At 41.3% G+C, this 21,890-nt stretch carries 22 protein-coding genes; 13 read left to right on the forward strand and 9 right to left on the reverse strand.

Annotated elements, in window-relative coordinates:
• Positions 1-149: 149 nt before the first annotated feature.
• A complete protein-coding gene (locus J0654_RS16060; RefSeq protein WP_207030135.1) occupies positions 150-392 on the reverse strand; it encodes a helix-turn-helix domain-containing protein in 243 nt (80 codons plus the stop codon).
• Between the two features lie 111 nt (positions 393-503).
• Here J0654_RS16060 and J0654_RS16065 point away from each other — a divergent pair, with 111 nt between their 5' ends.
• On the forward strand, positions 504-923 hold the full coding sequence (locus tag J0654_RS16065; RefSeq protein ID WP_207030136.1) for a hypothetical protein: 420 nt from the start codon (positions 504-506) through the stop codon (positions 921-923).
• A gap of 41 nt (positions 924-964) precedes the next feature.
• Here J0654_RS16065 and J0654_RS16070 read toward each other — a convergent pair whose 3' ends face one another.
• The gene (locus tag J0654_RS16070; RefSeq protein ID WP_207030137.1) at positions 965-2,002 is read right to left on the reverse strand and encodes a helix-turn-helix domain-containing protein; all 1,038 of its coding nucleotides are present in this window, start codon (positions 2,000-2,002) and stop codon (positions 965-967) included.
• A 195-nt stretch (positions 2,003-2,197) separates the two neighbouring features.
• Here J0654_RS16070 and J0654_RS16075 point away from each other — a divergent pair, with 195 nt between their 5' ends.
• The 6 genes from J0654_RS16075 to J0654_RS16100 all read left to right on the forward strand — a co-directional run bounded on the left by J0654_RS16075 (position 2,198) and on the right by J0654_RS16100 (position 6,345).
• Positions 2,198-2,893, forward strand: coding sequence for an SOS response-associated peptidase (locus tag J0654_RS16075; protein WP_207030138.1), 696 nt, complete (start codon positions 2,198-2,200; stop codon positions 2,891-2,893).
• 172 nt (positions 2,894-3,065) lie between these two features.
• Positions 3,066-3,227, forward strand: coding sequence for a DUF1328 family protein (locus J0654_RS16080; protein ID WP_207030139.1), 162 nt, complete (start codon positions 3,066-3,068; stop codon positions 3,225-3,227).
• A gap of 47 nt (positions 3,228-3,274) precedes the next feature.
• The gene (locus J0654_RS16085) at positions 3,275-3,529 is read left to right on the forward strand and encodes a hypothetical protein (RefSeq protein WP_207030140.1); all 255 of its coding nucleotides are present in this window, start codon (positions 3,275-3,277) and stop codon (positions 3,527-3,529) included.
• A 140-nt stretch (positions 3,530-3,669) separates the two neighbouring features.
• On the forward strand, positions 3,670-5,091 hold the full coding sequence (gene cls / locus J0654_RS16090; protein ID WP_207030141.1) for a cardiolipin synthase: 1,422 nt from the start codon (positions 3,670-3,672) through the stop codon (positions 5,089-5,091).
• Positions 5,092-5,183: 92 nt separating this feature from the next.
• Entirely contained in the window at positions 5,184-5,648 is a 465-nt protein-coding gene (locus tag J0654_RS16095; RefSeq protein WP_207030142.1) for a hypothetical protein, read from the forward strand.
• Between the two features lie 61 nt (positions 5,649-5,709).
• Positions 5,710-6,345, forward strand: coding sequence for a hypothetical protein (locus tag J0654_RS16100; protein ID WP_207030143.1), 636 nt, complete (start codon positions 5,710-5,712; stop codon positions 6,343-6,345).
• On the opposite strand, the gene J0654_RS16105 is transcribed toward J0654_RS16100, so the two are convergent.
• Together J0654_RS16105 and J0654_RS16110 are read right to left on the reverse strand one after the other, a co-directional pair.
• Positions 6,340-7,863, reverse strand: coding sequence for a GH3 family acyl-acid amido synthetase (locus tag J0654_RS16105; RefSeq protein ID WP_207030144.1), 1,524 nt, complete (start codon positions 7,861-7,863; stop codon positions 6,340-6,342). The two genes, J0654_RS16100 and J0654_RS16105, sit on opposite strands and share 6 nt — an antisense overlap.
• A gap of 83 nt (positions 7,864-7,946) precedes the next feature.
• Complete coding sequence (locus J0654_RS16110) at positions 7,947-8,243, reverse strand: hypothetical protein (protein WP_207030145.1); 297 nt, start codon at positions 8,241-8,243, stop codon at positions 7,947-7,949.
• A 290-nt stretch (positions 8,244-8,533) separates the two neighbouring features.
• Between J0654_RS16110 and J0654_RS16115 the strand changes: the two genes are divergently transcribed.
• On the forward strand, positions 8,534-8,761 hold the full coding sequence (locus tag J0654_RS16115; protein WP_014032240.1) for a hypothetical protein: 228 nt from the start codon (positions 8,534-8,536) through the stop codon (positions 8,759-8,761).
• Positions 8,762-9,237: 476 nt separating this feature from the next.
• Here J0654_RS16115 and J0654_RS16120 read toward each other — a convergent pair whose 3' ends face one another.
• The gene (locus J0654_RS16120; RefSeq protein ID WP_207030146.1) at positions 9,238-10,770 is read right to left on the reverse strand and encodes a pyruvate kinase; all 1,533 of its coding nucleotides are present in this window, start codon (positions 10,768-10,770) and stop codon (positions 9,238-9,240) included.
• Positions 10,771-10,842: 72 nt separating this feature from the next.
• Positions 10,843-12,354, reverse strand: a complete 1,512-nt coding sequence (locus J0654_RS16125) for a glycoside hydrolase family 32 protein (protein WP_237686030.1) — start codon at positions 12,352-12,354, stop codon at positions 10,843-10,845.
• A gap of 368 nt (positions 12,355-12,722) precedes the next feature.
• Between J0654_RS16125 and J0654_RS16130 the strand changes: the two genes are divergently transcribed.
• From J0654_RS16130 to arsM, 4 genes are all read left to right on the forward strand, one after another.
• A complete protein-coding gene (locus J0654_RS16130) occupies positions 12,723-14,762 on the forward strand; it encodes a response regulator (protein WP_207030147.1) in 2,040 nt (679 codons plus the stop codon).
• A 190-nt stretch (positions 14,763-14,952) separates the two neighbouring features.
• Entirely contained in the window at positions 14,953-15,567 is a 615-nt protein-coding gene (locus tag J0654_RS16135) for a TIGR04282 family arsenosugar biosynthesis glycosyltransferase (RefSeq protein ID WP_207030148.1), read from the forward strand.
• The gene (locus tag J0654_RS16140; RefSeq protein ID WP_207030149.1) at positions 15,564-16,379 is read left to right on the forward strand and encodes a purine-nucleoside phosphorylase; all 816 of its coding nucleotides are present in this window, start codon (positions 15,564-15,566) and stop codon (positions 16,377-16,379) included. Before J0654_RS16135 ends, J0654_RS16140 begins: the two co-directional genes overlap by 4 nt.
• Entirely contained in the window at positions 16,376-17,341 is a 966-nt protein-coding gene (gene arsM, locus J0654_RS16145; RefSeq protein WP_207030150.1) for an arsenosugar biosynthesis arsenite methyltransferase ArsM, read from the forward strand. The genes J0654_RS16140 and arsM overlap by 4 nt, the downstream gene beginning before the upstream one ends.
• Before the next feature lie 4 nt (positions 17,342-17,345).
• Here the strand turns inward: arsM and J0654_RS16150 are convergent, their stop codons facing one another.
• The 3 genes from J0654_RS16150 to J0654_RS16160 form a co-directional block, all read right to left on the reverse strand.
• Positions 17,346-18,365, reverse strand: coding sequence for an N-acetylmuramoyl-L-alanine amidase family protein (locus J0654_RS16150; protein ID WP_207030151.1), 1,020 nt, complete (start codon positions 18,363-18,365; stop codon positions 17,346-17,348).
• A complete protein-coding gene (locus tag J0654_RS16155; RefSeq protein ID WP_207030152.1) occupies positions 18,366-19,295 on the reverse strand; it encodes an N-acetylmuramoyl-L-alanine amidase in 930 nt (309 codons plus the stop codon).
• Positions 19,296-19,393: 98 nt separating this feature from the next.
• Entirely contained in the window at positions 19,394-20,407 is a 1,014-nt protein-coding gene (locus tag J0654_RS16160) for a glycoside hydrolase family 113 (RefSeq protein WP_207030153.1), read from the reverse strand.
• 128 nt (positions 20,408-20,535) lie between these two features.
• Between J0654_RS16160 and J0654_RS16165 the strand changes: the two genes are divergently transcribed.
• Positions 20,536-21,885: an NAD(P)/FAD-dependent oxidoreductase gene (locus J0654_RS16165; protein ID WP_207030154.1), complete on the forward strand. Its 1,350-nt coding sequence runs from the start codon at positions 20,536-20,538 to the stop codon at positions 21,883-21,885.
• The last annotated feature ends 5 nt before the right edge of the window (positions 21,886-21,890 follow it).

A 21,890-nucleotide genomic window follows, 5' to 3' on the forward strand; every position in this document is an offset into this window, starting at 1 on the left:
CGAAAAAGCAAATGAATCAACTAAAATGTCAACCATATAGTAATTATCAATGAATTCAATACCTACCGCTACAACTATTGGAGACGGGTGAAATTTTCCCTGCCGTTTGATTTTGAAAATTAGAATGCTTCGAACCAATGATGGAGAAATTATTTGTCAAAAGACAACAACTCGGAAGTAGTTATTCCAAAAGCATCAGCTATTCTCTTAAGCATAGAAATTTTCATTTCTTGCTTCCCCAACTCATATTTTCGTAGGTTCTGAGCATCTATTCCTGCTTTGAAAGCAATTTCTTCAACACTCAAGTCATTTTTAATCCTTAATGCTCTGAGGTGTTTCCCGAATTCAATACAAAAGGCTGGGATTTCCTTTTTTCGTTCACGCTTTGACATATATCAAAAATGCATACAAGAAGTTTTATACAACGAATTGTATATAACGGGTTGTTTACAACCTTTTTATTATTTTTGAATTTAGAGAATCCCAAAATCTAACAATCTACTATGCCACCCATTCCCGTTTTATCCACTTTTACCGACTTTCTAAACCAAAGTTCCCCTGCCCCCTTGCAGATCACCTTTGCCAACCTTACCATCCGTAACCATCAAAACGGGCAGTTCCTTAACCAAGTGCAGCGGCAGCATGGCCGTATCGCCCTCCATAAAACCCTACACCAAGGCGTAGCGGAACTCACGGTGCTGGACCATCTGGTGTTCAGTTTTTCCTTTAAATTCCGAATGCCCCATGTTGGGGAGTGCCAACATATTACAATGCAGTCCCTGCCCCGGCCCTTGAGCCATGGCAAACTGTACGTGGATGGCGAGCAATTGCGGCTATGCTTTACTATAGATGCCCCGGACCCCTTACGTTGTGTAGCGGTAACCCATGTGTACCAGGGCATTTGTACCCTGGAACGGTGCTGAACTCCCCTTGGTGGCGAATTTATTGGGCAGATAGGTAATTGCTACCCTACGACCTCAGCGCTTTTTTTGCTGTTCTTGAATTCACTCGGGCTCAAACCGTATTTCTCCTTAAAGATCTTGGAAAAGTAGCTCCTGCTGGTAAAGCCAATGGAATAGACCACTTCGGAAATGTTCATTTCGGTGGTGGCAATGTAATCACGGGCGAGTTCCAGCCTTGCATGGCGTATGTACTCGGTAACCGTTTTGTTGTAAAGCAGTTTAAACCCTTCTTGCAGCTTTGCTTGGGTAAGGCCGGTTTCGGCAGAGATGTCTTCCAAAGAAAAGTCCTTTGCAATGTTCTTCTCTATTTTTTTGGCATAGCTACGGATCTTCTTCAATTCCCTTTTCAGCAAACTGGTCTGGGGCCTTTTGTTCTGCACCTCCTTGTTATGCTGGATCATGTGCATGGATAGGATCTGGTACACATACCCCTCGATCATCATAATACGGACCATTCCCTTTGCCTTGATCTTTTTTATTTCGGCCATTACCTCGGCAATTTTGAGGTTGTACGATCCATAATAGGCAAATACCTTTTCGTGATCGGTATCCAAAAACACCTTGTACAGTTGCTTGTTGAGTTCCTCCCCTTGGTTCAACCTTTTGCGCAAAAAAGGTTTTCTGCGCACCTGTATCACCGTCTGGCTTATTTTTATGTCCTTGGGAAAGTATCTGTCCGTTATACCGCCATCGCGATTGGTCAGGATCACCGATTGGAACTGCTCCATGATCTTAATATCGTCTTCCGGCTGGTACCCGAACTTATGTCCGCAATACCCTTCCAAACAGTAATAAAAGCTAATGGGGTTAAAGTCGGAAGTATCCACCTCGATCAGTACCTCGTCAAAAAAAGTGATATCGAGTTCCAATAAACTCACACCCCAGTCAAAAGTGATAAAACGGATACTTCCGTTTGCCTTATCGTTGGAAACATTTAAGGAATGCTGTCCCCATCTTTCGGTTATTTCGCCTCCAATGGCATTCTTGATCTGCTCAACCGATTCTGCGGTATCGTGGGCGTCTACTTTAATTTTTATCATTAAAAAGTCTTCCTACTTTTTGTTCAATTATTGGTCTTAACCCCTAAAGATAGGCTTTGTTGGCAAGTGCACAACCATAGGGGCACACCTTTATCATAGTTTTAATAAAAAAATGAATAGCAACACAATTAAATTGGTTTGAGTCAATCTTTTTTGATGGTTTATCCTTACTTGGTACCTAGATGCAAGAAGATTATGATTTACAAACTTTCAAATGAGGCAGGGAAAGACGCGATAGAAAAGGAGTTTGGAATTCCCTTCAGATATCCGAATTTATACCGGCCAAACCCTATCATCAATGGTTTTCACGAAATCAACCTTAGCGTGGTGCCCATGGAAAAACCCAATAAGATAACTTTTGCCATTTGGGGGCTCATGCCACAGGATTTTAAAGAGGATTGGCACAATTTCCAGGATAATGCCAACACCTTGAACGTGCAGTTGGAGGAACTGGAAAACGTAGCCTGGATGCAGGAATCCTTCAAAAAAAGGCGTTGTTTGATTATTGTGACCGGTTTTTACACGCATCTGCTGGAAAACGGCAACACCTACAGCTACCATATTTACCGACCCTCCGAAAAACCATTTTATTTGGCAGGCACCTACAATGTGTTGCATGACGGTTTTTTGTGCACCGCGGTAATGGTGACCAAGACCGACCCGTTTGTTTCCAGTTACCACAACATTAGCAATCTGGCCCCGGTCATAGTTCCTAAAGAACAGGCTGCAACATGGTTGAACCAGAACGCAACTGTTGATGAGCTGAAACAAATTGTTCAGGACCCCCATAACATCAATTTGGAAGCCAAGCGCTTGGACAACCAATTCTTTCTAAAAAATTTGGCCCCGAGCCAGCAAATTGAATCCTTGCTCGCGGGGTCTCAACAGTAAAAAACAGGCGGCCAAACAGTCTAATCTGAGAACTTTACACCCTTTTAATCACCCATATCCGCTATTGAGTCAACATAAAAAGGTATAGCGGCAAGCTACCACGCACAAGTAAACGATATTTGTAATGTACTGATTAAGAGCTAGTCAGGCATTAACACTAAACACTATCATTATGTTACGTTGGACAGTCGCTTTTATAATATTGGCCATTATTGCCGGTATTTTCGGATTTGGAGGAATTGCCGCAGGAGCGGCAAGCATTGCCAAAATCCTATTCTTCATATTCATTGTATTGTTTATCATTTCGTTGATAACAGGAAGAAAAAAATTATAAAACAACACACACTAAAAGAAATCATTAACCCTAAAATCAGAAACTACATGAAAAAGTCGATACGAATATTTACAATGCTCTTGGCAACGGTACTTACCTTAAGTTTGACCAGTTGCAGGGAAACCAAAGAAGATAAGGCCGAAGAGGCCATAGAAGACGTAAAAGATGGGGTCGAGGATGCCGCCGACGATCTTGAAGATGCCGCAGAAGATGTTGGGGACGAAATGGAGGATGCCGCTGAAGACGTAGAAGATGCTGCTGAAGACGTGGAGGATGAAGTTGAGGACGCTACCGACTCCTAAGAAATTTCACAACTGACAAAGCATAACTCTGGCCAGTTTTGGCCAGAGTTTTTTTGTTTGCGTTCATCGGTATTTTTACTAAAGGAAGGATATACCGATATTCGTTCATACCTTAGAGAACAGAAACACCACCATTTTTTTTGAAGACCTTTTTAACCATCCTGTACATTGCAACTTCCGTTTGGGCGATCGGAGCCATTATTTATCACGGAAGGCGGCCCTCGCGTTCCATTAGTTGGGCTTTGGCCATTATCATCCTGCCCTTTTTAGGGGCCATACTCTACTATCTTTTTGGCATGAACCGTAGAAAGTTCAAGTTCTACAACACCAAGGAATTTGAAAAAAGAAACAAGTTTGCCCAGCCTAAAATTTCCGAGCAAGAAGCGTTTTTAGCGCATTTTGATGATGATATCCGAAAGGAAAGGCTCAACCGATTGATAGAGGCCAGTTCCAGTACCACTGCAAAATCCAGCAATAAGGTATCGGTCTTACAAGATGGCGGGGAAACCTTCAACGTTTTGTTCAAAGCCATGGAAGAGGCCCAAAAATTCATCCATGTGCAATATTACATTTTGGAGAGGGGCACGCTTTTGGATAAAATGCTGGACCTTTTTGAAAGAAAAATCAAAGAAGGTGTAGAAATCAGAATTATTTACGACTCGCTCGGCAGCTATAAATTACGGGGCCGCCCCAGAAAACAATTTCAGGATATCGGGGTAAAAATATATCCCATTATGCCCATTCGGATAAGGAACCTGTTGTTCTCCCTTAATTTTAGAAACCACCGAAAAATTGTGATCATAGACAATACCGTGGCTTTTACCGGAGGGGTGAATGTTTCCGACAAATACATAAAACGGGAAAATGGACTGGGTAAATGGAAAGACGTCCATTTAAAACTGGAAGGCCCCATTGTAAACGATCTGCACCTTATTTTTCTAAAGGATTACTTTTTTGCGAGCAACAAAGCGGATTTTAATATCTCCAACTATGTTGCTGCACAACAAGCCGCAGGCAACGTCAATGCCCAAGTGGTCGCTGGCGGACCAGATTCCAAGCACCCTACCATTATGCAACAATATATAGGCATGATGAACCAGGCGAAACGTTCCATATGCATAGCCAACCCCTATTTTGTTCCCGGTGAAGCGTTTTTGCAGAGCCTAAAAATCATCGCGCTCGAAGGAGTGGAAATCACTCTTTTGGTTCCTAAAAAATCTGATTCCCAAGCAGCCAAATTTGCCATGTTTTCCCATTTCGAAGAATTGCTGAAGGTCGGGGTGAAAATCTATTTACGGAACGACTTCTCCCACAGCAAAATAATGATCGTGGATGATGACCTGGTCTCCATTGGCTCCGGCAACTTCGACATTCGCAGCTTTGAACTCAACTATGAGACCAATATTTTACTGTACAACAAAGAAATCAACAGGGAAATGACGGAAGAGTTCAAAAAAATCTGTGAAAAAGCCAGCCCAGTTACCTTGGAACGGTTCCTGAACAGAACCCTTTGGCAAAAATTCCTCGAGGGGCTCTTCAAATTTTTAAAACCCCTGATCTAGTATTCCCAATAATGGTCTGCATCAATCATTAGCTGATTTACGGCAACCCCAACACAAGGTCCAGGTTAACTTAGTATCAAAATAAAACAATCATGAAAAATCTATTTTTAATTCTATTCTTAATCGGAGCGACAACCCTAAGCGCCCAGAGCATATCTAAAAATGCATTGGGTATCAGGGTGGGCGATAACGACGGATTTGGAGGTGAAATCTCCTATCAGCGTTATCTGCACGAAAACAATAGACTGGAATTCGACCTTGGCTGGAGAGATTCCAACAATGTGGAAGCCTTTAAACTAGTGGGGCTGTACCAATGGGTAATGCCAATTGACGAAGGATTTAACTGGTATGTTGGTGCCGGTGGTGGTTTGGGATCTTTTGATGCCGGAGAAGTTGATGGCACCTTTGCTCTAGTAGCAGGTGACATAGGTATTGAGTACGATTTTGATTTTCCATTATTGGTTTCGCTTGATATGAGGCCTGAAATTGGTTTCAATGACACTTACTCGGACGACCTGGATTTGGATATCGCTCTCGGACTACGGTACCAGTTCTAAACACAGTATAATCTAATTAAAAAGGGCAAATTATAATTTGCCCTTTTCTAACCCTTAAATTTTGAGAAGAAAACTAAAACTACTTTTTCTAGCGATCATCGCTGTATTTTTAGTTGTCCATATTTTGAAAGAACCCAAAACTACCATACCAAAAAGCATACAGGACGAGGTGGAGATTGCCCTTGGACATTTTTCCGAACTCGAGGGGATTCCCATAGCATTCAAGTTCAAAAAGAACATCAAAAAATCAGTGATGCAGGCTCAGCCCACTTGGAGTGGACTGCTAAAGCCCAGGAGCAAAAGAAGCTATGTGATCTTGATCAGTGAAAAGTTCAAGATTTCCGGAGCGGAATTTAAAACAGTGGATGTGCCGCGGGATGTGCTGATCGGTTGGATAGGACATGAGCTTGGCCATGTGATGGATTATCAAGAACGTGGCAATCTCAATCTCATAGGTTTTGGTATCCGATATGTACTCTTAAAGGAATTCGTAAAAAAAGCCGAACGGGCAGCCGACTCTTTTGCAGTGTCCCGGGGCATGTCCGAATATATCCTGAAAACAAAACGGTTTATCCTAAACCATTCCGAAATCGACGATGTTTACAAAGCCCGTATAAAGCAGTATTACCTCTCCCCAGACGAAATTATGGAAATGGTGGAGCACCAGGATTCCATTAGGGACAATAATTTATTATGATTTTTGAGCAACAAATGCTTCCCATTCCTCGAAGCGTTCTTCGCCCATAACGCGTTCCATTTTAACCTGACCGCCTTTTTTCTTGTTGGCCCCGTTCCAATCGGCAAACAGCTGCTGGGGCACAAAAGTAACCTTTACCCCTTCCAAAGCTTTGCTTCGGGCCACTTTGTAGTTTTTATTGGCTTCTTTTAAATAACTGTCCAGAACATTTGCGGTTTTTTCTTCATCCAATGGGTTGTCGGAACCCAAATACCAAGTGTGGTAGAACCCATCATCAAAACGCTTGGCGCAAAGGGTATATTCCGGCACCTTTATGTTCAACGCTTCCTCCAAATGCTTTACGGCATCGTTCAGCTTGTTTACCGAAAGCTGGGAACCCACCGTATTCATGAAAAACTTGGTACGTCCCGTAATTTTGATTTCAGCCCGTTCCACATCGGTAAAGGCGATGGTATCCCCTATAATGTATCTCCAAGCCCCAGACACTGTTGAAATGATCAGCACGTAATCCACATCTTCCTCGACATCATCCAAGGTTATGGAGGGTGCATCATCCGTCAATGATCCATCTTGGTTCACATATTGCGGCTCAAACGGCACAAACTCAAAGTAAATACCATTGTCCGTAATCAGTTTCATTGCGGTGGTCTCCGGCCTGTTTTGGCAGGCAAAGAACCCTTCTGATGCCAAATAGGTATCAATAATCTGAATGGGATGGTCCAACAGTGCATTGAAACTTTTCTCGTACGGGTCAAATGCCACTCCGCCGGAAGTATAGGCTTGCAAATTGGGCCATATTTCGTGGATGTTGTCCACATTATGATAGTCTATCACCTTTTTAAGCATGAGTTCCATCCAAGACGGGATGCCGCTCAAAGCTCCAATGTCCCATTTTTTGGCATTTTTTGCGATGGACAGTACGCGCTCGTCCCAATCATCGATTTTAGCTATTTGATCTCCGGGCTTGTAATACTTTTTAAACCAAAATGGAATATTACTGGCACTGATTCCACTGATCTCACCTTCCTTTTTTCCATCACGTTCCTGAAGATTTGTGGAACTGCCCAACATCATAATTTCTTTTTCAAAAAAATCGGCGGGCATATCAAAATTACTCATGGCAAATACCTGCTGTCTGCCAGCCCTTGTGATGGAATCCAGCATATCTTTGGTCACAGGAATCCTTTTGGATTTTTTTCCCGTAGTTCCCGAAGAGAGTGCAAAAAAATCGGGGCTACCGGGCCAAGTAACATCGGGTTGGCCCTCTATGGTCTTACTCCACCATTCTTCGGTGATTTTTTTATAATCATGATAGGGTATCCCCTCGGAAAATGCCTTTTGAAGATTGTCGGATTTTAGGATGGAAGCAAAATCGTAGTGTTCCCCAAACTTTGTATCCTTGGCCTTTTCCAACAATTCTTTCAAGACCTTTTTTTGCTCTTCAACAGGGCTTGTGTCTTTGCTCAAGGCCTCTCTGGCCTCAATCACCCCTTTTATGATATTTCCAATAATTGCCATACTGAGTAACTTATTTTTATAAAATTACCCATATCCTGAAGGTAGCATTTACTCAATCCATTTTTAGATTGACTTATATGATCTTAAACGTTGACCTTAGTCGACAACGGTGAGGTCTGTTTCGGGACTTCCTTGGTTTTGGGCTGTTCCAAATTGTTGGAGATTTTGGAAAAAAGAGGCTCTGGTGTTTCTTCATTGACGGATACATGGCCGTTTAACAGGTTTATCTCCATGACCACCAAAGAAAGATAATCCATGAGGTGTTCTGCCTCATCAATCAGTATCCTGACCACCTGAAGTCGTAGATCATATTCCAAATCTATGCTGTGCTCATGATTCCAGGGGCTTTTTCTCCCTGACGTTTTCCAGATTATTTCCAAGTTCGATTTTTAAACGAAAATAGCTTAAATAATATTGAGTTTACAATGGGGTTACGTTATTTTAACATAGTTGAGGGTTAAAAATAATCCTTGTCCGAAAATCTAGATGAGATCATCAATCGGAGAATGGCAAGATTTACTTTTTTTGACTTTTTTTAGATTTCTATAGGACTTACCGGATTCGACTTCTTAATGTTTTCATAAATATGAAAATCAAATGGTTCCATAGGCAAATAATATCAAACTAACTCTTATATTTAGCCGATTGCGAATAATTTTAAAAACAAAAAATGACCCACGAATTACTAGAAAAGGCGGAAGAGTTCGAAAAAAGGCCAATGAGCCACATGTCCACCAGCGATAGGGTTAAGGCCTCAAGGGAAGCAAAAAGCTTGATTCTTTCCATTAACGAGATCTATAAAAAAACCAAGGATTCCAAATTAATGGAAACCATGAAGAACATTACTGCTAAAAAGCGTAAGATAGAAAAGCGCCTAAAGGGTTCCCCTTTAGTTTAATTTCTACCACATATACTTTTTAAGGAAGGGTGTTGGTTCTTCCTAACAAACATCCTTCCTAAAGTTTTAGTTCCCCTCTCCCACTGCAGAAACAATTCATTAAATGTAAGCGACTTATCTACTTTTCGCTTGGGATGTTATTATCAAAAAATAGGTTTTCCCATTTACATAACTTTTATTACCAGTTATGTCCCATTTACTGCCACAAATAAAAATATGGCTTGTTTGCCCCATCTTTTGGATAATTTAGAGGAGCAGTTTAACTCAACTAAATAGCAAACACTCAAAAAATGAACACTATAGATACAAAACTGGGATATCTGTTCTGGTATATTGTTATTGCGCTATCCATTTACTTTCTATTAAGCAGTATCTACCTGTATATGAATTAAGCTATACTAAACACTAGCGCATCGACCAGATTCGACAATGGATAGTAATGTTCTCAATAGGGCTCCTTTTTTAAGGCGCCCTTTTTATTTCCATTCCATTTTAGGCAACATCACTTCTTTTTTATCATGGGAATTTTCCACGTTGTACAAAACTTCATCCAAAAAAGAAATGGCCTCGTTAATATGAGGACCTTTGTTCAACATTACACATTCGGCCTGAACAGATGATGTGATATCGGTTATCTCCGACCTGGATGGCATTCCTTTTTTTGCCAGACCTTCCAAAACCTGGGTTGCCCATACCACGGGAATATGGGCTGCACTGCAAAAGGACAGGATACCTTCCTGTACCAGTGCCATATTTTTCCAACCTACTTCCAAAGCCAAATCTCCTCTTGCGATCATCACACCTAAGTGTTTTCGTTGCATTGCAGTAATCAGGATGTTGATCAAGTTTTTGTACGCTAAATTGGTCTCTATTTTTAGTATCACGCCCAAATCTTCGTCTGCACCCAAGCGCTTTAGTACCATAAGAAGGTCCTTTACATCCTTTTCATCGTTCACATAGGAATAGTTGACAATGTCGGCATGTTTCACTACAAATTTCAGATCCTCCCTGTCCTTTTCCGTCAAACCCGAAATACCCAAATCCAAAGTCGGTAGGTTAATTCCCTTTTTTCCTTTCAGTTTGGTGCCACCAGGATCGGCACGTGTAATTTTCACTTCGAAGTGATCGGGGGCCGTTTCCATAATCTCCCCTTCGATTCTGCCATCATCAAATAAAATTGGGGCCCCTTTCTCCACACGTTCAATTATTTGAGAAGGCACACAACCAATGGTTGCCGGTTTCAGTAAATTCCCTCCATCATCATACTTGGCGGAGGTCGCTTTATCCTCCTTGCCGGATACAATGAGTTTATCTCCTTTGTTCAAAAGAATAAAAGGCTTCCGCTTCTTTTTTGAACCGTTTTTCACTTGACCCACTTCACCGAAATCAATTGTTCCCGTTCGGACCTTTGATCCCGCAAGATCCATGGCTACCTTAACTGTAGTGGAACATTCGTTGGCCGCCCTTTGCACATTGGCTATAATGGCTTTCCAAACTTCCGGATTATCGTGAGCGCAATTGATCCTGGCACAGTCCATTCCATTTTCAACCATTTCCAAAACCATATTATAATCGGTCGCTGCTTCGGATGGCATGGTCACCATAATACGGACCCGTCTCCTTTTATCGCTTTTTCCAAAAAGTTGGTCGGTATGCTTCTTTAAAAGTTTATTTCCATCGCCGATGGATAAAAACTCGTTATGGGATAAGTTGGGATTGCTCCCCAACAAACTATGGGTAATGATCTTTAAATTGATAAGGCTGCCTAGAATATTTCCTTCGGAATTGGCCAAACGGGTCAAACCCAACTCTTTTAGACCCCTTTGCATATTTCTGGCATCAAAACTCCTAAAGGTTGCATAATGCATGAGGTTTTTGGCACTCTTTTTATAAATGGGACATACCTGCTTTACAACAGGGCTGCTGTCCGCATCTTGTTGTTGAACCAAATCAACGACCTCATCTATTTGCAATGCCATTTTGTGAAGCTGCTCCCGTGTAATGCCCATACCTCATTTTTTATGGCAAATTTCAAAAGGAAACACTTCAAAAAAACTGATATCGGTCAGTGCATTTAAACTTTACCAAATCGATTTCATTGGGCTGACAGCATTTATTTGAATGGGAGCCTCGTTATCCTCGTTAACAATAATCAGTGTATCATAAGGAGAGGTAGGAAATACTTGATCGGTAATGGAGACCAAACCTTGATCAATAAATAATTCCATGGACGACCAGTCCATAAAAATCCTCAGTTCATGTGCTTTTTTTTGAGCATCCATTAGTGGAGCTACATGCTTTCTTGCACCAAAATCTTCCTGAAAATCGATTTTCCCAGATAAGGTTCTATCGACCTCAAATTTCCTGTTCTCTACGTCCATGTGCAGCTCGAGCACCTCATTGGATGCATTTTTAAACAATATTTTAAACTTTTTTGAAGCTGTTGTCAGCCATATTTCGGATTGATTCAGCCCATTGGTCTCCACACTGAAAGTCTCGCCAGATGGAACCTCAGTTTGTTCAACTAAAGGAGGGTTGGACAATTTATCCACTGTTTCAATCGGGTAACTGGCCAGAAAATAGTCGTCATCCCATTCATAAAGTGATAGCTTGCGTGGCAGCGTCATAGCACTTCGCCATTTTTTGGTAGGCGTGTCTCGGGCATAATCCCAATTGCTCATCCATCCTATAAAAATACGCTCGCCATTAGGTACGTTGTTATAGGTTACCCCCGCATAATTATCGGTTCCATAATCCAACCACTTGGGTTCCTTTTGATCGGTGGAAAAGGTTTTGCCGTCAAAATCACCTACAAAATATTGGGTTCCACTACCGCCATTGGGCGCCCCGGGATTAATACTGATGATCAATACCCATTTTTCTTCATCCGAACCCTTGATCTTTAATGGAAAAAGGTCGGGACACTCCCACACCCCTCCATGAGCGCCTTTTGTTCTTCCAAAATCACTCAGGTGTTCCCAATCCTTTAAGTTTTTGGAAGTATAAAACTTAGCATGGTCGCCTGCAACCAACGTCAATATCCAAGATTTTGACGGTTCGTGCCAAAACACCTTTGGATCCCTGAAGTCCTTGATTCCCTCATTACCGATTACAGGATTATCGGCATACTTTGTCCAGGTGTCACCATTATCCAAACTATAGGCGATACCTTGTGTTTGAAAATCTTTTCTTCCAGCCTTTTCTCCATCCATGGAATGGTATGTAAAAATGGCGACCAAAGGTATTTTGCCATTTTCCCCAAAACCAGAGGTGTTTTTTGTGTCCACCACAGCACTTCCAGAAAAAATAAGTCCGTTTTGATCAGGATACAGTGCTATGGGCTTGTGCTCCCAATGCACCAAATCCGTACTTACCGCATGTCCCCAGTGCATAGGCCCCCATACAATATCATCCGGGTAATATTGATAAAATAGATGATAAAAACCATCATTATAGACCAATCCATTGGGATCGTTCATCCATTTTTCCTCGGGCGAGAAATGAAATTGTGGTCGATATTGCTCTTTATAGCTCGATTCTACTTGATTTTGCACCGATTCCTGCTTGTGCTCGTTTTTACATGAAACCAACATAATTAACATTAAGCAACTGATGAAGAAGTATCTGTACATTACCTTTTTATAAAATGAGCTAATCAAGATAAACAAATTTTATCTCTTTCTTTAACGGAAATAAGCGTTGCTTTATCCTAGAAAAAAACCAATAAATGGATAGATATAACTTCTAGAACGATTGAAAATATGATAGAGCCGTGCATTTTTCTCTTAAAGAGGGCATTGCACACAATTTTTCTTTAAAAAATGTGTTAACAACCTTAGTGAATGTTGTATTTTCTTACGGAGCCCAAAACTATGGAAAGAAGCAAAATATGCATTGACCCTAAACTGATGAGTTGAAAAAGTATTAATAATTAGCCCCGATTTAGGTACTTAATATGTCGTTGAAGCCCTCTAAAAGAGACCTTATATTTCCGCTTGCGGTTTTTGCACTATTCATAGCCATTGTCTTTATCCTATGGAACAACTCCCTCAACACCCAAAAATCGAATTACGTTGGGGAGATTCAGAACACGGGAAGCCTTAGGGCAAAGGAGTTTTTCTCTTTGGTCAAATACAACATAAAATCCTTGGAGAACCTTAAACATCGTATTGAAATGACCAATGGTTCATATTTTGACTATTGGGAAAAAGATGCCGGCCTTATTCTGGAACAAAACCCATCCTTTAGATTTGTGGAATGGCTGGACAGCTCCATGATCATCCAAAAAATAACACCTTTGGATGGAAACCGCGCAGCAGTCGGGTTAGACCTTACCAAACACCCAAGATATCCCGAATGGAGGAATCATGTATTGGACTCCTCAACCAACATTTCTTCATGGACAGAGCTGCACCAAGGGGGCACTGCTTTTTTGGTGGATGCGCCTGTTTATTTTGATGGTGCCTTTAGGGGTTCAGTTACCGCAGGTATGGATTTTACAGCGCCTTTTAATGAGTTGGTTGCCGATTTGGACAAATTCGCAATTCAAGTACAGGACGAAAAAGGAACCATATTTTACTCCAAAAACAATCCAAGAACAAGTGAGATCGGCAATGAATTTATTTTCACTACAACTTTTGAGGTGGACGCACTTGATGGCCAAAAATGGACATTCTCTTTAATGCCTTCCCATCTAAACTTCTTGGCCGAAAGAAAAGAATCGACCTACATTTATTTGGCTTTTGGGCTACTGCTCTCTTTACTTACCAGCTCCCTGATATATTTTTATAGGTCTTCTAGAAAAAAGAACAAGTATTTGCGCGATGCCAATGTAAAACTAAAAGACCTCAACACATCATTGAAAAAGGAGCAATTAAGGGCCGAAAAGGCATCTCGGTCAAAAACAGAGTTCATATCCAATATGAGCCACGAAATAAGAACGCCCTTAAATGCGATCATCGGATTTATTGAGGTTTTAAAGCTGTCCGAAATTCAAAGTTCGCTGCAAGAATACCTGTCCTTGATGGATATTTCTTCCAAAAAATTGCTCCTTTTGGTGAACGATATTCTTGAAATAGATAAAATAGAATCAGGCAAAACTACTTTTAGGGAAGATATATTTTCTCCCTTGGGAGAGTTAAGGAATATCATCAGGATTTATCGGCGAACCGCGGAAGAAAAAGGACTGTACATAAATCTGGACCAAACAGGGCAAAGTCAGATTGAAGTGGTTGGTGATATTGGGAAATACGGTCAAATCATAACCAATATTTTAAGGAACTCCCTAAAATTTACCGAAAAAGGAGGGATAACTATCTCTTATAAAGAAACTATTGTGGACAATGACCTTTCCATTGCCATTACCATAAAAGACTCTGGAATAGGAATTCCAAACGATAAACTTAAAACCATCTTCGACCGATTTACCCAGGTAGAGGTAGGAAAAGCTAAACGCCATGAAGGCAGTGGCCTTGGACTGTACATCACCTATAAACTTGTAGAGCTTCTCGAAGGTAAAATTGATGTCACAAGTCAAGAAAGTGTAGGCACCGAATTTCACCTATCGCTTAAATTTCCGATTTCGGAGACCAGTAATAGCACCACAAGCACAGCCAAAGAATTGATTGACCTTAGTGGTTGTAACGTTCTCATCGTAGACGATAATAGAGTGAATGTGATGGTGCTCAAAAAGACCCTCGAAAATTTGGGGGTACATTCCGATTCTGCTACTAATGGACTTGAGGCCATCGAAGCCGTCAAAAAAAATGACTACCATTTGGTTTTCATGGATATACACATGCCAAAAATGGATGGTTTAAGGGCCACTCAAGAAATCAGAAAATTCAACGATACCATTGGAATCATAGGGCTTTCCGCAGATGTAACAAAAGAGGCCATTGACGAGGCTAAGGGAGTTGGTATGAACGACTACTTTACAAAACCCATATCTTTTGAAAAGCTTCGAAAACACTTGCCCAGTTATCTGATCAAAATTTCCTAGGATTGAAATCTGGTTTTTAGTACTTCAAAATCCAAAAAGTCGGGGTTTGCCCATGTAGAAAATCATTATGGTGGTATATTTGGGTGGATGAACAAAGGATGACCCAGTCTTAACAACAGAACAGGAAAGTAAGTATTGGATTGTCTTGTTGACCAACACCATAAAAGTGTCCGTTACCAAAACAAAGCAATTGAGCAAAAACCTACTTTTAATCCTTACCCGCAACCCAGAACTAGGTAAGTGTAAGACCCGATTGGCCGCTAAAGTGGGAGACCAAGCAGCTTTGGATATCTATAAATTTTTGTTGGACAAAACCGTGTCGTTCACCAAAGATCTAAAGGTGGAAAAATGGGTTTACTACTCAGAAGAAGTTTGGAGAAACGATATTTGGGACAATAAGTTGTACACAAAAAAACTTCAGGTAGGCAACGATTTGGGCGAACGAATGATGAACGCCTTCAAAGAAGGGTTCCAAGCAGGTTTTGAGCATATCATCATCATTGGGAGCGATATGTACCACCTGAACCAATCCGATCTGGAAGAAGCTTTTTCAAAATTTAAAAACCACAACTTTGTTGTGGGGCCCGCAGAAGATGGCGGGTACTATCTTTTAGGGATGACATCCTTAAAGATGGAATTGTTCCAAAACAAGGATTGGGGCACAAATACGGTGCTATCGGACACACTTTCCGATTTAACAGACGAAAAAGTAGCGCTTTTGAAAGAAAAAAACGATGTCGACCATTACGAGGACATTATAGATATTAAGGCCTTTGCGCCATTTATAAAACATCTAAAAGAATGACACAGAAACAGATTGATGAATCCGTTCAATATTTAAAAAAACGAGGTTTTGAAACCCCGGAAATAGGTATTGTGCTCGGTACGGGACTAGGACAGCTTGTGGACGATATAGAAAACCCCACCGAAGCCCATTACAACCATATTCCCTATTTCCCATTGGCCACAGTGGAGTTCCATACGGGCAAATTGATCTATGGCACCATTGGGGGCAAAAAAGCCGTGGTGATGCAGGGCCGATTTCATTTGTACGAAGGATATGATTTTACGGACATTACCTATCCCATACGGGTGATGCATCAACTCGGCATCAAAAAATTGTTTGTGTCCAATGCCGCAGGAGCCATCAACCTTGATTTTAAAAAAGGGGATATTATGCTGATCGAAGATCATATCAATCTGCAAGGCGGGTCACCATTGGCCTTTAAAAATGTTGCAGAGTTTGGAGACCGATTTGTTGATATGAGCGAGCCCTACGACCCGGAAATGCGAAAAAAACTTGAAGCTATAGCCGATAGAGAGCATATTTCTTTAAAAAAAGGAGTGTATGCCTCCGTGGTTGGCCCACAACTGGAAACCAAGGCAGAATATCGAATGCTCAAGATAATGGGTGCCGATGCCGTTGGAATGAGTACTGTTCCCGAAGTAATTGTTGCCAATCATTTACGACTACCTATTGTAGCAGTATCCGTATTGACCGATGAATGCGACCCGGACAACCTAGAACCTGTTGAAGTTCAGGAAATTTTGAAGATTGCCGGGCAAACTGAACCTAAAATGATTAAATTATTCAAAGAACTGATCAAAGAACTATGAGCTATTTAGACGCCACCCAAAACCTATATAAAGATGCAGCCCTAACCCCGGATGTTGGGCTTTGCTGTACCACCAATCCCATTTGGCAATTTCCGGGCCTGTCCATTCCCAAGATCATGCAAGAGATGAACTATGGTTGCGGGAGCACGGTTTCCGCACAGGATCTGGTAAACAATCCAAAGATTCTGTACGTAGGAGTCGGCGGTGGAATGGAGCTACTACAATTCTCCTATTTTTCCAGACAAAAAGGCGGAGTTGTTGGTGTGGATTCCGTGGACGAAATGTTGGAAGCCTCCCGAAAAAACTTCAAAATTGCCGAAGAGGAAAACGATTGGTTCAAAAGTGAGTATGTCAACTTAGTCAAAGGGGATGCCTTACATCTTCCTGTTGAAGACGAAAGTGTTGATGTAGCTGCCCAAAACTGCCTTTTCAATATTTTTAAAATAGAAGATCTTAAGAAAGCTGTTTCCGAAATGTACCGCGTTTTGAAGCCTTACGGAAGATTGGTGATGAGCGACCCGATCTGTGAACAACCTATGAGCGACGAACTCCGTAACGATGATAGGTTAAGGGCACAATGCCTTAGCGGTAGCATTCCTTTGAAGGATTACATAAAAGTATTGACCGAGGCTGGTTTCGGAACCATTGAAATCAGAGGAAAACGATCGTACAGGGTGTTATCGCCAAACCATTATCCCACTAAAGAGCTCATTCATATTGAATCCATTGAAATAGCGGCCATAAAAGACCCGATGCCCGAAGACGGACCCTGTGTTTTTACAGGGAAAACGGCTATTTATTTTGGTAACGAGGACTATTTTGATGACAAAAAGGGGCATGTGCTACAACAAAACCAACCCTTAGCGGTGTGTGATAAAACAGCGGCTGCTTTGGCAAGCGCTTCAGATGAAATATATATAAGCGAAAGTACCTACCATTACAATGGTGGAGGTTGTTGTTAGTGCTTTATTTGGCAATGGCCTCTTTGGAGGATTCATAATCCAATAGAATTCCCTCTGAAATCCACTTGGCCAGTGCCTGCCGGTTATCGGGGTCCAAGATTCTACGTTGGTCCTTTTTGTTTCTAATGTTGCCAATTTCAATATAGGCCATAGCGGGAAGCGTGTTTTTTACCACATACAAACTGCTTCGTTCCATAAAGGTGCCGTTGTACAATCGGTTGGGCTGGAATTTTTTGTATTTCCTGAAAAAGGTTTGGTGAACACTTTCTGCCAACCTTTTTCCATTGGTACTTTTTTCATGGTGGTAAAAGAATACATCAATATTGGTGCCCTCGCCCCTACTATCAACATGTGTGACCAAAAGACGCTGATATTTACCAGTATTCTTTGTGTACAGGTCATTCACGGCTTTGGTGCGTTGCTTCAAACGCTCCAATTGGTCGAGCGGTATGCTTTTCGAGCCAACAGTTTCATCGGTATCCAACTCAAGGACCTTATGGTCTCTAATGCCATCGTTAGCATCTTGCACAATGAGATGTACTTCCGCTCCGTGCGATATGAGCTCTCTGGCCAGTCTTAGGGTAACATCGTAGGCGTATTCGTCCTCAGCGATCATTTTTCCATGGTACTTTTCCACGGCTCCTGGATCGGGCCCACCGTGACCTGAAATCAAATAATAGACCGTATTGGCCAAACGATCACTGGCGGCATCCACTTTTTTAAAATCATCACCAAAAATGGAATAGGTAATGTCCTCTTCCACCACTTCAACATTTTTGGCCAACGTATCGGGCAACATATAGTGTCTTCCTAAAATCAGGGATTCATCTTCTCCCAGTTCCTCACTGTTCATGTCCACAAAGTCGTTGTAGTATTTTGTTGGACTCACACCATGTCTTCTCAACAAGGAATAAATTCCATCCCCTTCTTGGGCCAGTACTTTAGGATATGCTTCTTGGGCATACATCGTGACCTGAACCAAAGACAAAACGATTAAAAATGTGATAAACCGAAAAGATTTCATCTAATTCTCTAATTCTAAATCAACATAATCATTAATAATGCCATTACTGATCAGATTGGCAAATTCTTTTCTGTTTGATCTAAGTGAGATTTTGTTACTGGATCTAGAAGTGTTTTCCAAGGTAAGTAAGCTTATGGCCGGTAGAATATTTCGAGCTAAATAAAGGCTGTTTTTGTCCTCAAAGATCAAGCTAGCTTCGTCAAAAGTTGTATTGGAAACACTGTTCTCCTTGAATACATTCTGAATATTCTCCGCAAAACGCTGGCCTTGGGTGCTTTTATTATAATGGTAAACTGCCACATCCAAGTTACCGGACCCGGTTATATTTTCAGCACGGATCAACAGCACACGTTGGTATTTGCCCGTATTTTGTATATAACGTTTATTGATCGCTTTGATATAATCCCCCATAGCGTCCACAACGGACAAGCTGTCTCTATCCAAGTTATTGGAAACTTCGTCTCCCATTAGATATATCTTGGCCCCGTGTACCATGAGCTCGGCAGCCAAACGCTGTGTTATATCGGTAACAATTTTTTGGTCCTGTTCCGTGGTATTGTCGGTGATCAAGTAGTACACCGCATCTTTGAGCTTGTCACTTTTCAGATACATTTGTGCAAGTTCCTTATCAAAAATCGGCTCCTCAACATCTTCTATGGCTTCTATCAATACACCAGTTTTTTTAAAGGAATCATCGGCGTAGGGCACTTTGTAGTTTTCCCCTAACTTTAAAAGAGTGCCTTCTTTTATCTTTTCGGCATTCAGCTCTAAAAATGTTCCGTAATGTTTGACAGGGTCCAGTCCTTGTTTACGAAGCAGGGAAAAAATACCATCTCCTTGCTCAGCAACCACATTGTAATAAGGGTTTTCCTGTCCAAAAAGGAATGTACAAGCCCATACCCAAAATAGAAGGGTCAATTTTGATTTCATTGCTGAAAGTTTTTGGGAGGGGTGTATTGCAAATATCACAAAAAATAAAACACGAAGGAATTTTTTAGCAGAAAAAATCCCACAATCTTTTAACAGTTTTAAAGACGTGATTCCTTCACTTGGGCATATTGTTTTCTAATTATGGATTCTGCAGGTTTATTTTGGGGAGTAAAACGGTTATCCTCATGACCTCCAACTTGGTCGTGCTGCATAAACCATTTCCAAACAAAGCCTCCTGCAAACCAATCCTCGTTCCAAAATTCGTCAAAAAGTACCTGTGTGGCCCTGGCCTGCGCCGCTAGGTTTACTTTCTCCTGATTTCGGTCTACCAACCAAGGTTTTTTGCCTGTAAAATCCATGCTTCGATACCCAAATTCAGTGAACAAAATGGGCTTATCAACCTGTTTTACAAGATTGTACATTTTGGTTTTCCAAGGCTGCCAGCCCTCGGTAAGGGTTTCAATAGTAGGGTTTTGCTTTTCACACAATGGAAAATAGGCGTTTACACCAATATAGTCCAATTCCGACCAAAATGGCGTTTTTGCATATTCATCCCAATTTGCGGCATAGGTGAGCTTTCCATGATATACCGTTCTTACTTTTTGAATTAGCTGGTTCCAGAACTCAGGTCGCTCGTTCACAAACGTCTTTAGCTCCGTCCCAATGCAAAAAATATCGCTTTGGGTCTCTTCGGCCAGTTCAGCAAACAGTAGAATAAATTTTTCGTAGGATTCCTCCAGTTTTTTCCAGTCCGCTTCCGAAGGCATCTTCATATTGCCTGTAAACTCTCCTCTATGAATCCAAATTTGGGGTTTAACCATGACCATGACCCCATTCTGATGTAGTTTTTCGATATACTGTTTAGCCCCTTCTCTTCGTTCTCCAAACCATTGCCTATCCAAATTGAAAAACAGTTCAGATGAGTTTTTTTCATTAATGAAACCAAAGGGCATTATAGCCGCATAATTGGCCTGAACATCAAGAACAGGATCGACATGTTGTTGCGATAATTCTTCCCCAGACGCAACAAAACTGACACCATTGACTTTGTCAAACTTGCTAGTGGCACAAGAGACAAAAACAAGAACGTATAAAAAAAATAGCTTCTTCATAATGATTGTGGACCCTTCTAAAATAATAATTTTAAAACACCTATTAGCTGCTAAATTCTTATTAATTTTCATTTTACTGTTAAGTTCTTTCCATAAAACTCGACACATAAAACATTCAAACCCAACCCATGGAGCACATTGTCATTATTGGAAATGGTATTGCAGGCGTTACGGCTGCAAGACATATCCGTAAACTTTCGGACAAAAAAATTACCATTGTTTCGGCCGAATCTGAATATTTTTTTTCCAGAACAGCCTTGATGTACGTGTACATGGGCCATATGAAGTTTGAGCACACCCAACCCTATGAAAACCACTTCTGGAAAAAGAACCGAATAGATTTGGTTAGGGGTTACGTTACCAAGGTAAACACAAAAGAAAAATCACTTCATATTGATGGTGCGCCAGACCTCAACTACGATAAACTGATTATTGCAACAGGGTCAAAACCCAACAAATTTGGATGGCCCGGACAGGATCTAGATGGTGTTCAAGGACTATACTCAAAGCAAGATCTGGATCTGCTGGAAGAAAACGCACCGAACAATAAAGTATGTAAAAGAGCAGTAATCGTAGGAGGTGGTCTTATCGGTATTGAATTGGCCGAAATGCTTCGCACCCGCGATATTCCTGTTACTTTTTTAGTACGGGAACCCAGTTTTTGGAACAATATATTACCAAATAGAGATTCCGAAATGATCAATGAGCACATTCGGGAACATCATATTGATTTGCGTTTGGGTGTCTCATTAAAAGAAATCCATCCCGACGAAAATGGAAGGGTAAAATCTGTGACCTTGGCCGGAACTGGTGAAGAAATTGATTGCAATTTAGTTGGATTAACAGCAGGTGTAACTCCTAATATTGATTTCCTCAAAGATTCGGGAATTGAATTAGGTCGAGGTGTAAAGGTGAATCGATTTTTGGAGACCAACGTTGAAGATGTCTACGCCATTGGCGATTGCGCAGAGCAGCAAGAAGCCATTGGGAATAGACGAGCTGTTGAAGCCGTTTGGTACACAGGCCGGATGATGGGTGAAACCCTGGCCCAGACCATCTGTGGAAACCGAATGGAATACAAACCAGGGCATTGGTTCAACTCAGCCAAGTTTCTGGATATTGAGTACCAAACCTATGGTTGGGTTTTTCCGGAACCAAGAAAAAAAGAATCCGAAACCCATTTCCATTGGAGGCATCCCAAAGAAAAACGCTGTATCACTATTGCGTTTGATAATGATTCCGAAACCGTTTTGGGCATCAACACTTTTGGGATTCGCTTACGGCACGAAGTTTTCGATAGATGGCTCAGTGAAAAAAGAACGGTTGATTTTGTGATGGAGCACCTCAGAGATGCCAGTTTTGACCCCGAATTCTATAAAAATTTTGAATCCGATATTGTTTCAAAATACAATGCCGATTTTGGAAAATCCATCAACCTGAAAAAGAAAAACCTAAAACGCATCTTCAAGATTGCTTAAGTTAT

Source organism: Flagellimonas profundi, from assembly GCF_017313275.1.
Taxonomy (GTDB): Bacteria; Bacteroidota; Bacteroidia; order Flavobacteriales; family Flavobacteriaceae; genus Flagellimonas; species Flagellimonas profundi.

Bases quoted from the DNA above. Each gene is read 5' to 3' on its own strand.
- J0654_RS16060 (WP_207030135.1), bottom strand. From the start codon at position 392: ATGTCAAAGCGTGAACGAAAAAAGGAAATCCCAGCCTTTTGTATTGAA.
- J0654_RS16065 (WP_207030136.1), top strand. From the start codon at position 504: ATGCCACCCATTCCCGTTTTATCCACTTTTACCGACTTTCTAAACCAA.
- J0654_RS16070 (WP_207030137.1), bottom strand. From the start codon at position 2,002: ATGATAAAAATTAAAGTAGACGCCCACGATACCGCAGAATCGGTTGAG.
- J0654_RS16075 (WP_207030138.1), top strand. From the start codon at position 2,198: ATGATTTACAAACTTTCAAATGAGGCAGGGAAAGACGCGATAGAAAAG.
- J0654_RS16080 (WP_207030139.1), top strand. From the start codon at position 3,066: ATGTTACGTTGGACAGTCGCTTTTATAATATTGGCCATTATTGCCGGT.
- J0654_RS16085 (WP_207030140.1), top strand. From the start codon at position 3,275: ATGAAAAAGTCGATACGAATATTTACAATGCTCTTGGCAACGGTACTT.
- J0654_RS16095 (WP_207030142.1), top strand. From the start codon at position 5,184: ATGAAAAATCTATTTTTAATTCTATTCTTAATCGGAGCGACAACCCTA.
- J0654_RS16105 (WP_207030144.1), bottom strand. From the start codon at position 7,863: ATGGCAATTATTGGAAATATCATAAAAGGGGTGATTGAGGCCAGAGAG.
- J0654_RS16115 (WP_014032240.1), top strand. From the start codon at position 8,534: ATGACCCACGAATTACTAGAAAAGGCGGAAGAGTTCGAAAAAAGGCCA.
- J0654_RS16120 (WP_207030146.1), bottom strand. From the start codon at position 10,770: ATGGGCATTACACGGGAGCAGCTTCACAAAATGGCATTGCAAATAGAT.
- J0654_RS16125 (WP_237686030.1), bottom strand. From the start codon at position 12,354: ATGTTGGTTTCATGTAAAAACGAGCACAAGCAGGAATCGGTGCAAAAT.
- J0654_RS16140 (WP_207030149.1), top strand. From the start codon at position 15,564: ATGACACAGAAACAGATTGATGAATCCGTTCAATATTTAAAAAAACGA.
- arsM (WP_207030150.1), top strand. From the start codon at position 16,376: ATGAGCTATTTAGACGCCACCCAAAACCTATATAAAGATGCAGCCCTA.
- J0654_RS16150 (WP_207030151.1), bottom strand. From the start codon at position 18,365: ATGAAATCTTTTCGGTTTATCACATTTTTAATCGTTTTGTCTTTGGTT.
- J0654_RS16155 (WP_207030152.1), bottom strand. From the start codon at position 19,295: ATGAAATCAAAATTGACCCTTCTATTTTGGGTATGGGCTTGTACATTC.
- J0654_RS16160 (WP_207030153.1), bottom strand. From the start codon at position 20,407: ATGAAGAAGCTATTTTTTTTATACGTTCTTGTTTTTGTCTCTTGTGCC.
- J0654_RS16165 (WP_207030154.1), top strand. From the start codon at position 20,536: ATGGAGCACATTGTCATTATTGGAAATGGTATTGCAGGCGTTACGGCT.